Annotated in this window: 2 protein-coding genes; both read left to right on the top strand. The window is 45.7% G+C overall.

Features of this window, described 5'->3' with window-relative positions:
- Nucleotides 1-5 precede the first annotated feature (5 nt).
- Nucleotides 6-10700: an amino acid adenylation domain-containing protein gene (locus MHH68_RS02035; protein ID WP_339164891.1), complete on the top strand. Its 10695-nt coding sequence runs from the start codon at nucleotides 6-8 to the stop codon at nucleotides 10698-10700.
- Between the two features lie 44 nt (nucleotides 10701-10744).
- Entirely contained in the window at nucleotides 10745-14578 is a 3834-nt protein-coding gene (locus tag MHH68_RS02040) for an amino acid adenylation domain-containing protein (protein ID WP_339164893.1), read from the top strand.
- Nucleotides 14579-14581 lie beyond the last annotated feature (3 nt).

Below are 14581 nucleotides of genomic sequence, written 5' to 3' on the forward strand. Positions count from 1 at the left end.
GACATATGAGCAAGCAGAAGATTCAAAAGGTATATCCTTTAACACCCATGCAGGAGGGCATGCTGTATCATGCCATGCTAGACCCTAATTCCTCCTCTTATTTCACACAGCTTGAGCTTGGAATAAGCGGAGAGTTTGATCACGCTCTTTTTGAAAAAAGTCTCAATGAGCTCATACGGACATATGACATTCTCCGTACAGCCTTTGTTTATCAACAATTACAAAAGCCTCGTCAGGTTGTACTTGCTGAACGTCATCTCGATGTGTATAGAGAGGATCTATCACATCTGAATCATCAAGAGCAGCAAATGGTATTGGATCAATATAAAAAACAAGTGAGAAAGCAAGGATTTCACTTAACAAATGATCTGTTATTGAAGGTCGCTGTTTTTCAACTCAATGAAACAAACTGGCATCTGATTTGGAGCAACCATCACATCATCATGGATGGCTGGTCCATGGGTGTTTTAATGAAAAAATTGTTTCATTACTATGAATCTTTTCGGAACGGTCGAACGCCGGATCGCTCACAAGGGAAGCCTTATGCAGATTATATCCAGTGGCTTGGAAAGCAAAATAAACAAGAAGCGGAAAGCTATTGGCTAAAGCGTCTAGATGGAGCGGTTCAGCATCAAGGGCTGCTACAGCAAAAAGAAGCGAATGGGCAATACGACCATCAGGAATGGACGTTTACATGGGATGCTCAAACGGTACAAGCCATTCAAAATGTAGCAAGACAATGCCAAGTGACAGCCCCGAACCTGTTTCAGGCTGTCTGGTCTGTTCTTTTAGCCACCTATCATGCAACTGATGATGTCACATTCGGCACCGTTGTATCGGGCAGACCTCCAAGTGTATCTGGAATTGAGCGCATGGCAGGGCTGTTTATCAATACGATACCCGTTCGAGTGACATTGGATCAGAAGCAGACGTTTAAACAGTTGTTTCAAACGGTTCAGCAGCATGCACTAGAAGCGGAAAACTATGATTTTATGCCGCTTTATGACATTCAGCAGAAGACAACTGCTGGAGGGCAGCTCTTTGATCATTTGGTTGGGTTTGAGAACTATCCTTTAGATCAGGAGCTGTCTGGTGACACCATGTCTGCACGTCTTGGTTTTTCCATTGATGTAAAGGACGGATTTGAACAAACGAATTTTGATCTAAATGTCCTTGTGTATCCAGGTGAAACGTGGACATTGAAAATCAAATACAACGCCATAGCTTTTGAAGAAAAGGTCATTGAAAACATATCAAAACATCTGACCAATCTCATGAAGCAAATCACCAAAAACCCTGATGTACGCCTTCATGACGTGACATGTATCACGGAAGAAGAGAAGCGACAGATAAAAGCGTGGAATCAGACGGAGCGAGATTATCCGAAGCATCTGTCTATTCCTGAGCTGCTCAATGAACGTATGAAGGCGCAGCCTGACCATCTAGCACTAGTTGAAGGCGACCGAACATTTACGTACGAGGAGCTTGGACAAGAAATCCGTCGTTTAGCTGGCAGTCTTATTGAAAAAGGCGTACAGCCCGGGGATGCTGTGGCGGTGTATATGAACCGATCAGCTGATGCGGTAATCGCCATCTTAGCAGTTCTACACGCAGGGGCAGCTTATGTACCGATTGACCCTTCCCAGCCTGAGGAGAGAATCCGATGGATGCTTGAAGATAGCGGCGCATCCATTTTGCTTCATGCTGATAGTCCGCCGTCAGTTGATGAACAGATCAGGGCTGTACATGTGACGAGTAAGCCTCATCACTCACACATGGATGTATCAATCAGGACGTCTCCATCTCACTTGGCGTATATCATGTATACATCGGGGTCAACTGGACAGCCCAAAGGAGTTCAAATTGAGCATCAGCATATTGTGAGATTGGCTTGCTCTCAGGAGAAATTAGGCTTGACCAAGTCGGATCGTATGGCACATACAGGTGCCGTCAGCTTTGACGCCATTACCTTTGAAATCTTTACCACGCTGCTGGGTGGCGCGACACTGTATCCTGTTGACCGCGATACTTTATTGGATATTCATCGATTCGAACGATTTATCCAAACACATCAGATCACGACGCTCTTTTTAACGACTGGATTATTTAATCAACTCGCTCAGCAGCGACCGCAAATATTCAAAGGATTAACCACATTAATTACAGGCGGTGACGTGATTAATGTGAAGAGTGCGGAGCTTGTGAAACAGCATCATCCAGCACTTGTTTTACTGAATGCCTATGGCCCAACAGAAAATACAACCATCTCGACCATTTACGAAGTAAGAGGAGATGAAACGGGTCCGATTCCAATTGGTCAGCCGATCAATCATTCGTCGGCTTATATTTTAGATGATGATCAAAGATTGCAGCCAATTGGAGCGCCAGGAGAGCTGTATGTTGGCGGAGATGGTGTCGCAAGAGGGTATTTACATCGTCCAGATTTGACCAATCAAGTATTCTTGGCAGATCCTTTTAAGCCGTCAGGCCGTTTGTATCGAACAGGGGATTTGGCTCGGTATGGCGCAGATGGCCAGATCGAATTCCTCGGACGGACAGATGATCAAGTGAAAATTCGAGGCTTCCGTATTGAGCTTGGTGAAATTGAAACAGTGCTTCAGCAAAAAGCGGGCATAGATGATGCGGTTGTGCTTGTCCATTCGTTTTCCACAGATGAAAAGGAAATCACGGCTTACTTTACAGGGACAATGACAGATGAAGAAGTGCGAGATGTATTTAATCAAGAGCTGCCAGCTTATATGGTGCCGCACCATGTGATGAAGTTGAATGCTTTTCCGCTCACATCGAACGGCAAGGTAGATCGAAAAGCTTTACCAAAGCCGGACGAAGCCTATCAGGAGAAAAGGGAAATCATTCCGCCTGAGACGGAGACAGAAAAGGCACTCGCTCAAATTTGGGAGGAGCTTCTTGGAAAAACGGTAGGAGCAGATGAACATTTCTTCATGGCTGGCGGGCACTCTCTCAAAGCGATGATGATGTCCGCGAAGATTCAAGAGGTGCTTCAGAAAGAAGTGCCGATTCAAGTGATTTTTGAGAAGCCGACGATTCGTTCATTAGCGGCATATATCGATCAGGATGGTCAAGAAGAAATGGGGCATCCGATTTTACCAGCAGAGCAGGCGGACGAGTATCCGGTATCACCAGCTCAGCGCCGTTTATATATTTTGCAGACACTCGAACCAGACAGCACGAATTATCATATTCCAATCGTCTTAACACTAGAAGGGACACTCGAATATCAGCGGCTCAAATCAGCATTCGATCAGTTGATCCAAACGCACGAAATCCTAAGAACGAGTTTTCATATGAATGGAGAAGACATTGTTCAAAGAGTGAATGATTGGACGGCATTTGATCTTCCCGTTCATGATGTCAAGGAAGAAGAGGCGGAAGCATTTCTTTCTGAACAGCAATCTCCATTTGATTTAACTGCTGCGCCTTTATTACGAGCCCAGTTGTTGAAGGTCAGTGAAAACCGTCATCTTCTTGTCTTGGAAGCACATCATCTCATTACAGATGGCAGCTCCATGAAAACGTTTATACAAGATTTGGCGAAGGCCTATGATGGAGAAGCTCTTGCAGAAAGAGTCATTCATTATAAAGATTACGCTGTCTGGCAGTTAAGTGAAGAAGAGACGGAGAAACAGAAGGAGCATGAAGCCTATTGGCTGAAGCAATTCGAAGGAGAATTGCCAGTATTAGAGCTGCCAACTGATTATTCGCGTCCAGCGGAGCGTGATTTTTCAGGAGAACGATTCATGTTTGGCTGTGATCAAGTGACGACTCAGCGGATTCATGACCTGCTTCAGAAAACAGATACGACCATGTACATGTTCTTGTTATCTGCTTTTCAAGTGCTGCTTGCCACCTATAGCGGGCAGGAAGATATCATCGTTGGTTCCCCTGTTGCAGGACGGACACATCCTGATATACAGGACATGCCGGGGATGTTTATCAACACCGTTGCGATGCGCGGAAAACCAGAGCAAACGAAAACATTTTTACAGCTTCTTGAAGAAATAAAAGAAACAAGTGTTGACGCTTTTGCTCATCAAAGCTATCCGCTCGAAGAGTTAATTGCACGCCTTCCGCTAGATCGTGATACAACCCGAAGTCCGCTCTTTAGCGTGTCATTTAACATGCAGAACATGGAGGTTCCCGTACTAAAGCTCGGCGATCTGCACATTTCGCCTTATGCCATTCAGCATCATTCAGTCAAATTTGACTTGTCTCTAGAAGCATTTGAACGAGAGGGAGCATTAAAGCTGAGCTTTGACTATGCAGCGGCGTTATTTAAAGAAGAGACGGTCCGCAGATTCGGAACTCATCTTCTAGCGATTATTCGTGAAGCGGTCCAACACCCGGAGAAACAGATCGGCTTGCTCCGTATCCTTGATCAGCATGAGCAAATAGAGCGGTTGGAGAAAAAAGACGAAGTGCAAACAAATCGTCATGAGCCTTTCCATGTCCAATTTTCACGTCAGGCAAAGGAAACACCAGATGCCATTGCGGTGATGGATGATCAACGGAAGCTCACTTACCGCGAGCTAGAAGACATGTCAAATGCGCTTGGCAGTGAACTAAAGATACGAGGCGTCGAGAAAGAAAAGACTGTAGCGCTGATTCTTGACCGCTCTGTCTATGTCATCGTTTCAATGCTTGGTGTGATGAAAGCGGGTGGTGCATTTGTACCAATTGATCCGGCCTTCCCTGCGGAACGTATCAATTACACATTAGAAGATTCAGGTGCACAAGTGATCGTAACAAATGAGTCTCTTGCAGAGGCCTATCAACATCACAAGTCGATTCAAGTTGTGCAGGTTGAAAAAGCAGTACTTCAAAGCCGCACGCTAGATTTGCCGGAAGCATCAGCCGATCAACTTGCGTATGTGATTTACACATCTGGGACAACAGGAAAACCGAAGGGTGTTCAGCTCACGCATCGTAATCTATCACACTACGTGAACTGGCTGACAAATGAGGTGACATTGCAAGAATGCGATCGGACGGCACTGCTTTCTTCTTATGCATACGATCTTGGTTACACAAGCATTTTCCCTGTCTTAAAGGCAGGAGGAACACTGTATGTGCCTCGTGAAGATGTGTATACAGACCCGGTTCGACTCATGCGTTTAATTGATGAACAAGAGCTGACTTATATCAAAATGACACCATCCTTATTTCATATGATAGCAGATTCGAAGGATCATGCATTTAACGCTTTACGCCTTGTCATACTTGGAGGGGAACCAATTGTCTCTGAGGATGTGGAAACATTTATGGAGCAGCATCCATGTGTGGCTGTCATGAACCACTACGGCCCGACAGAGACAACCATTGGGGCTGTGACCAAGCTGATTACAAAGCAAGAGCTAGGCACACTCAAGGATCGCTCTGTGATCGGACAGCCAATTGCTCACACAAGAGCGCTCGCACTCAATCGTCAGCAACGCCTCGTTCCATATGGTGCACCTGGAGAGCTTTATATATCAGGGGAAGGTGTATCGAGAGGGTATTTGAATCAGCTTGAATTAACGGCAGAGCGTTTTCTAGAAAATCCGTATTATCCCGAAGAGCGGATGTATCGTACAGGAGATTTGGTCAGACAGCATGCAAATGGAGACATTGAGTTTCTCGGAAGAATAGATGATCAGGTGAAAATACGCGGGTATCGTATTGAAAAGCAAGAAATTGAGTATGCCGCACGTGCACGATTATCCATTCCAGAGGTGTATGTCAAAGTACTTTATATGTCCCGTTTACCAGAGCTTGCACTTTATTACACATCGCCTGAACCAATTGGAACACTGACGTTTAGAGAAAAGCTTGCGGAGACACTGCCGGATTATATGATCCCAACGTACTTTGTCAAAGTCGACCACATCCCGCTTACTCAAAACGGAAAGGTAGATGCGAAGTCTCTGCCGCTTCCGCACGAGGTGCATATGAATCGCGCGGTGCATGTAGCACCAGAAACGGCACTTGAGCAGACACTTTGCGATATTTGGTCAGAAGTACTTGGGGTTGAACAAATAGGTGTTCATGATCACTTCTTTGAATTGGGAGGTCATTCCCTCAAAGGCATGGTGCTCATATCGAAAATGCAAGCCAAGCTGAACAAACATGTGCCGCTCAAAGTCCTTTTTGAAAAGCCAACGATACGGGCGATGGCAGCTTATTTAGAAGAAGTGAATTCCTCGGACATGACATCCATTCAACCGGCGGAGAAGCAAGATTTCTATCCTGTCTCTTCTGCTCAAAAGCGGATGTATGTATTGCAGCAGCTGCATCCAGAAGCAGTGACTTACCATATGCCTGCCGTATTGATGATGGAAGGCAGTCTTGATGTAAAACAGCTAGAAGAAGCGCTGCAGGCTTTGATCGAACGACATGAATCATTGCGTACAGCCTTTGTAGAAATTGACGGCGTACCCGTTCAAAAAGTCTATCGCCGAGTGCCGTTTACGTTAGAGGTGGTTGAAGTAGAGAACGGTCATGAGCAACCTGTCATAGACGCATTCATCACCCCATTCTCATTACATCAAGCACCATTAATGAGGGCAAAGGTGGCGAAGCTTTCTGATGAGAAATATGTGTTCATGATGGATATGCACCATATCATCGCAGATGGTGTCACACGCAGTCTGCTCATTCAAGAATTGGCAAAGCTGTATGAGAAAAAGACGTTACCACCAGTTCAGCTGCACTACAAGGATTATGCGGTATGGCAGCAGGAAGAAAAGCAGCAAGCGCTGCTTGAGAAACAGCGTCAGTATTGGCTGGAGCAATACGCAGAGCCTCCTGAAGATTTGGCACTGCCACTTGATTTTCCGCGTCCTCATGTACAGTCATTTGAAGGAGACCGAGTCGATAGATGGTTATCTCCTGAGAAGGTGCAGACCATTAAAGCACTCATGGCTGATAAAGGTGTGAGCATGAACATGGTCATGCAAACGGCATTTGCCATTTTCCTTTCCAAATTAACCGGGCAGACAGATATCGTCATAGGCGCTGTTACAGCGGGACGTACGCATGCTTCAATCGAACGGGTTCCAGGCATGTTTGTGAATACACTGGCTCTTCGACATGAAGTACAGCTCGAGGAAACGACAGCACAATTGCTTGAAAAAATGAAAGATCGAAGCCTATCAGCCTATGAACATCAAGAATTTCCGTTTGAGGAATTGGTGGCACAGTTAGATCTTCCGAAAGACACGAGCCGCAATCCATTGTTTAGTGTCATGCTGACAACGGATGACCGTGACATGACGTTACCGAATCTAAATGGACTCAAGCTTTCGCAAAAACAGCAAGAGACAGCTCATGCAAAATTTGATGTAACGCTCGGTGTATTTGAAGAACAAGATCAAGTGGGCGTACGCTTTGAGTATGCAACGGCGCTGTTTAAAAAGAAGACCATTCAGCGTTGGAGTCGATATTTTGAACAAATCATAGACGAGATGCTGGTGAAGCTAAATGAACCAATTTCATCGCTTTCGATCTTAAATGAAGAGGAAAAACAAGAGCTGATCAATGAATGGTCGGGTCCTGTACTAAATGTACCGTCAGATCAAACGGTTCATGCACTGATTGAGGCTAAGGCATACGAGACGCCTCATCAAAAAGCGGCAACCTTCTGCGGAACGAGCTGGACGTATGAAGAGCTGAACAGCCGGGCAAATACAGTCGCTTCAAGACTCATCTCAAACGGCATAAAACGAGGTGACCGCGTCGGCATTCTGACCCGTCCGTCCCTTGACATGACGGCAGTCGTCCTTGGCGTCTTGAAGTCAGGTGCGGCATTCGTTCCAATTGATGCGGATTATCCGGATCAGCGTATTGCCTATATGCTGGAAGACTGCGGGGCAGAGGTTCTTCTGATGCAAAAAGGACTGGCTGCACCAACTTCCTTCACAGGTCATGTTCTATTGATAGAAGATGCCGTAGAAGGCGAAGCACACGATGTTCAGGTTCATATGAAACCAACAGATCTCGCCTATATGATTTACACGTCTGGAACAACAGGACAGCCGAAGGGTGTCATGGTTGAGCACCAGTCCCTTGTGAATCTGGCGTTCTGGCACAATGATGCTTTCCAAGTGACCAATGCGGATCGAACCGCTAAATATGCCGGCTTTGGCTTTGATGCCTCCATTTGGGAAATGTTCCCGACATGGATCGCCGGCGCAGAGCTGCACATCATTGATGAAGCGATTCGTCTCGATATGATCAAGCTCAATGCGTATTTCAATGACGAAAATATCACCATTGCATTCCTGCCGACCCAGCTATGCGAGCAGTTTATGTCGATGGACAATCATTCCTTGCGTTACTTACTAACAGGCGGAGACAAGCTAAAACAGGTAAAGCCTGTTCCTTATCAACTCGTGAATAACTATGGTCCAACAGAAAACACAGTCGTGGCGACAAGCGGGATCATCAACCCAGATCAAGGCACGCTTCCAATTGGAACAGCGATTGCCAATACCCGTTTTTACATTATGGGTTCGTTATATGACCTCTCGCCGCCAGGCGTACCGGGTGAGCTCGTGATTGCGGGGAAAGGACTGGCAAGAGGGTACTGGAATCTTCCAGAGGAAACAGAGAAAAGCTTTGTCCCAGATCCATTTTATTCGGGTGAGCGTATGTACCTGACAGGCGATTTAGTGAAATGGACAGAGGATGGCGAGCTGATCTATCTCGGCAGAAAAGACCATCAGGTCAACATTCGCGGCTTCCGGATTGAGCTGTCAGAAATTGAAGCGCAGCTTCTTGCACTTTCGGAAGTCAAAGAAGCAGTTGTGACAACGGTCAAAGATGCCAGCGATCAAGACGCGCTTGCCGCATATGTCATCACAGATGAAGAAACGACTGACCTAAAGGAAAGTCTAAAACGCACGTTGCCAGACTATATGGTCCCTTCATGGATCATCAAGCTAGACCACCTGCCGATGACGGCAAATGGCAAAGTCGATCTAAAGGCATTGCCAGCACCAGATATGGAAGCGAACCAAACGGCATACGAAGCGCCAAGAGATGAAGTGGAAACACTTCTATGCGGTATTTGGGAAGACGTGCTTGGCGTCAGCCAAGTCGGCATTCACGATCACTTCTTCTTCCTTGGCGGAGATTCGATTAAAGGCATCCAAATGGCAAGCAGACTCACACAAGCGGGCTGGAAGCTTGATATGAAGTTATTATTCCAGTATCCAACCATTGCCGAGCTGCGTCCATATATCGAAGAAGCTGATCAACTAACAGCCGACCAATCACCTGTCGAAGGAGAAGTCATGTTAACACCGATTCAGCGCTGGTTCTTTGAACGGAACTTTACAAGTCAGCACCATTGGAATCTCTCGATGATGCTTCATGCGCCAAATGGGTTTGACCTTTCGATGACAGAACAAGTGATGCAGAAATTACTTTCACATCATGATGCACTGCGTATGGTATACAGGCAAGAAAATGGCAGCATCCTGCAATACAACCAGCGGGAGCTTACAGAGCCGATTGCGATAATTTCTCATGATGTCTCTAAAGAGAACGACGTGAAAAAAGCCATTTCCACCTATGCCAACGAGTATCAGCGTCAGTTGAACCTCGAAACAGGTCCGCTCATGAAAGTGATCTGTTTCCGTGCAAAAGATGGCGATCACTTACTCATCGTGACACACCATCTTGTCATTGATGGTGTCTCATGCCGAATTTTACTAGAGGACTTTATGTCTCTTTATCAACAGGCAGCCCAAGGACAAACGCTCGTCCTGCCGCCCAAAACCCACTCCTTTAAAGAATGGGCAGAGGCGATCGAACGATACGCACAGTCCAAGCCGTTAAAAAGCCAAAGTGAGTACTGGAATGAGATTGACAGGACGCCAATCACCACTTTACCTGTTGATCGTGAAGTAACGAAAAGAAAAGTTGCGCAAACAAAGGCAGTACAGATGCAGCTTTCAGAGTCCGAAACCGAGCATCTTTTGACCGACATTCATCTACCGTACACAACGGAAATGAACGATATTCTTCTATGTGCGCTCGGTCTTGCTGTTCAGGAGTGGACAGGTGAGTCCCGTGTACATGTGCAGCTTGAAGGTCATGGAAGAGAGGATATTTTATCAGGACTGGATGTCTCCCGCACGGTTGGATGGTTTACGAGTATGTATCCAGTCGTACTGAAAGCAAAGCCGGATCAGACCATAGCTGAGACTATTAAAGGAACGAAAGAGATGCTGCGGCGTGTCCCGAATAAAGGGATCGGCTACGGGATTTTAAAATACCTCACAGCCACTGAATCGTCAGGACAGCATGTACAACCTGAAATCAGCTTGAACTATCTGGGGCAGATTGATCAAGAAGTGACGACAGAACTCTTTAGAACGTCCGCCTATGATATGGGACGACAAGCAAGCCCTGATTCAGAAGCTGTCTATAAGCTGAATCTCAGTGGTCTTGTTCAACACAAACGATTCATGATGTCGTGTTCCTATTGTACAGATGAATATGAAGAACAAACGATACAGCAGTTCATGACATTGTTGAAAGAAAAAATCCAATCCATCATGACTCATTGTTTAGCGCAGCACGAACGAGAATTTACGCCAAGTGATTTCTCTGCTGGTGACCTTGAAATGGATGAAATGGATGACATTTTTGACATGCTTGAGGAGAAATTGACTTAGCAACATGAGATCAGACATAAATACGGGAAGGGAGGATGAAATAGATGAGTTCATTTAAAAGGGATCAAGTTCAAGACATGTATTATCTGTCACCGATGCAAGAAGGCATGCTGTTTCATACCCTCCATCACCAAGAAAAGGGCTTTTATGTTGAGCAAATGGATATGAACGTAAAGGGCACACTGCGTCATGACTTACTTGAGAAAAGCATGAATATCATCGTGGAGCGGTACGATATTTTTCGTACCGTATTTCTCCACGAAAAAGTGAAGCGCCCTGTCCAAGTTGTGCTGAAGAAACGTCCTTTTACGCTTGATGTGGTGGACATGCAGAAGCTTTCTGAAGATGAACAGCTTGTACGTATTGAGACATTTAAACAACAGGATCAGCTGAGAGGATTTGACCTTTCGAAGGATGCGCTCATGCGGGCAACTGTTTTCCAAACGGGCCCTGCCAGCTATCGCTGGATATGGAGCTATCACCATATCCTTCTTGATGGCTGGTGCTTTGGGCTTGTGGTGCAGGAGCTATTTGCGATTTATCATGCCCTTTTGCATGATATCCCTTACAAGCTGGAACCGGTTAAACCGTACAAAGAATATATTCAATGGCTGGAAAAACAAGATAAACAAGCATCACTTCAATACTGGCAGCAATCTTTAGCTGGGTTTGATGGACATTCTACCTTTAAAGAACAGAGAAAGCAAACGAATGAACACGAATTAGGCGAATTGGAATGGTCGATGAGCAAGGGAGAAACGGCTGCTTTATCAGAGTTAGCGTTCCAGCAAAATGCGACGTTAAGCAGTGTCCTTCAATCAGTCTGGTCAATTTTATTGAGCAGATATCAGCGTTCAAATGATGTGCTGTTTGGCACGGTTGTGTCGGGGCGTCCGGCAGATTTGGCTGGTGTTGACAGAATGGTTGGCTTGTTCATTAATGTCATCCCAAGAAGAATTCAGCTGACAGATGACATGACATTCCGTTCTCTTCTGTCAGAAACGCAGCAGCAGTCTCTTGCGGCCGAGCCGCACCAATACATTCCAATTTATGATATTCAGGCAAAGACAGGTCATCAGCCACTCATGGATCATATTGTCGTGTTTGAAAATGTCCCAGCCGCAAAGAAGGAAGAGCAAGAGGAGCGGTTAGGATTTACTGTGGAAAACATGAATGTGTATGAAAAATCGAACTATGATCTCAATTTGCTGGCATCACCAGGAGAACAATTGCAATTGAAGCTGGCCTTTAATCAAAAAGCATTTGATCCTCAATTTGTTCAACGGTTAAAGGAACAGCTGAGTCTATTGATGAAGGAGGCGGTCAAACATCCTGATCAATCGGTTCATACACTTACACTTGTCACAAAACAGGAAAAGCAGCTGATTCTTGAGGAATGGAATGCGCCCGAGCTTGAGCATGACCAGCTGTATTTGTCGAAATGGTTTGAGCATAATGTCCGCAAACAGCCGAATGCGGTCGCATTATCAGCAGGTGAGCACACGATGACATATGCGGAGCTGAATGAACAAGCCAACCGATTGGCAAGACATTTGCAAAAAAATGGGGTCACGCATCAAACGGTCATCGCCATTTTAGCGGGCCGCACGCCTGAACTGATTGTCAGTCTGCTTGCTGTCTTAAAAGCAGGTGCAATCTATGTGCCAATTGATCCCGATTATCCAGAAAGCCGCATTCAATACATGCTTAAAGACAGCGCAGCAACGCATTTACTGACTCACTCATCCTTTATCGGTCAAGTGAAGGCACTTGCGTTTGATGGAACGTATCTGTTTGCAGATGATCAAGAAATTTCACTGATGAGCTCAGAGAATCTGCCGCTTGAAGCAGGCTTACACGATACGGCTTACATCATGTATACGTCTGGTACAACAGGTCAGCCAAAAGGCATTATGACGACCCATTCGAATATTGCCCGGGTGGTCAAAAATACAAACTACTTAACCATTTCAGAAACAGATACACTGCTGTCACTATCCAACAGCGTATTTGATGGCTTTACATTTGATGTGTATGGCGCACTTTTAAACGGAGCGAAGCTTGTCTTGCCGAAAAAAGAGACCATTTTAAACATGGGCGAGCTGACGGGATTGATTAAAAGGGAAAATATTTCTGTCATGTTTGTTCCGACAGCATTATTTAATCTCCTCGTTGATGAAGAAACCGACTGGATGCGCAGTGTGCGCAAGGTTCTGTTTGGCGGAGAGCGGGCATCAGTCCAGCATGTGAGGAAAGCCTTTGCTGTTATGGGGAAAGGCAGACTCATCAATGTCTACGGCCCAACCGAATCAACAGTATTCGCCACTTATTATCCAGTCGATGAGGCTCTGCCGATGGAAGCGCGTTCGATTCCAATCGGAAAGCCGCTCAACCAGACGGGTGCTTATATATTGAGTCAGCACGGACAGCTTCAGCCGATTGGAATGGTCGGAGAGCTTTGTCTGAGCGGCAAAGGGCTTGCGAAGGGGTATTTGAATCGTCCTGATCTGACGAAACAAGCCTTTATCACGCATCCATTCGCTACGGGAGAAAGGCTGTATCGTACAGGAGACTTGGCTTATTTTCGAGCGGACGGTTTGATTGAGTATGCGGGCAGAGTGGATGATCAGGTGAAAATTCGCGGTCATCGAATTGAGCTGACAGAAATTGAAGCCCACCTTCTCATGCATCCAGGTGTAAAACAAGCGGCCCTTATAGCTGATCAGCATAACACGCAGCATACAAGGCTGCTCGCCTATATGACGTGTGAGGAGGAGTGGAAGGATAAACTCAATGTGATCAGGTCAGGGCTAAAGGAAAAACTTCCGGCTTACATGCAGCCTCATGAACTGATCAGACTTGAGAAAATGCCACTTACGCCAAATGGAAAGGTTGATAAACGTCAGCTGCCAAAGCCAGAGGTGCCTCAAGGAAACCGTCATGTGAAGCTTCCGGTAAATGAGGTAGAACAAAAGCTGCTTGTGATGTGGCGGGAAGTGCTTGAAAGAGAAGATATCAGCACAGATGACCATTTCTTTGAGCTTGGCGGGCATTCATTAAAAGCGATGTCGCTTTTATCTAAGGTGACAAAGGAATTTGATGTTCAAGTGCCTATTCACTTGCTGTTTGAGACACCTACCATTGAAGCAGTCAGCCGTTATATTCAACAGCAGGATCAGGAAGCTGCAGGCTATCTTGTATTCAATGAATCTCAAACGCCAACAGTCTTTGCTCTACCACCATTACCGGGCTATGGCTTTATCTATCAGGAAGCCGCAAAAACGCTCGATGGTATTCGTTTGATCGCCTTTGACTTTATTGAAGCTGATCACCGAATCACGCAATACGTTCAGCATATCCAGCACCTTCAGCCTGAAGGACCACTGACTTTGATGGGTTACTCTGGCGGGTGCTACCTAGCATTTGAGCTTGTTCAATCGCTCGAACAAGCAGGGCGGACCGTCGAAAAGGTCATCATGATCGATTCGTATAAGAAAATAGGAGAAAGTGATTTAGAAGGACGATCCATTGATGACGATATCGCCGCGATCGTCCATCAGTCGAAGCAAAGTGAACTTGCCCAAGCGGAGCTCATTCAAGACGAGCTTGCTCAAAAAACAAGGGCTTACTATGAAGCTTTTGTTAAGGGGGTGAACCAAGGAGAGATACACGCAGACATTGACTTTATCCAATCCGAAGAGCATATTGCGATACCAGAATGGATGGATAAATGGGAAACTGCGACGACCGGCGCTTATCGAGAATTTCAAGGCTTTGGTCAGCACGCCGACATGTTCAAAAACAAAGAATGTGCCGTCCGAAATGCACAGCTCATTAAAGAAATAGTCCATCATAAAAATAGAGAAACAGTCTTGTAAACT

Origin of the sequence: Bacillus sp. FSL K6-2841, from assembly GCF_037976435.1 — a bacterium.
In the GTDB taxonomy this organism is placed as follows: domain Bacteria; phylum Bacillota; class Bacilli; order Bacillales; family Bacillaceae; genus Bacillus; species Bacillus pumilus.

Coding starts and splice junctions, on each gene's coding strand:
- MHH68_RS02035 (WP_339164891.1), top strand. CDS start 6: ATGAGCAAGCAGAAGATTCAAAAGGTATATCCTTTAACACCCATGCAG.
- MHH68_RS02040 (WP_339164893.1), top strand. CDS start 10,745: ATGAGTTCATTTAAAAGGGATCAAGTTCAAGACATGTATTATCTGTCA.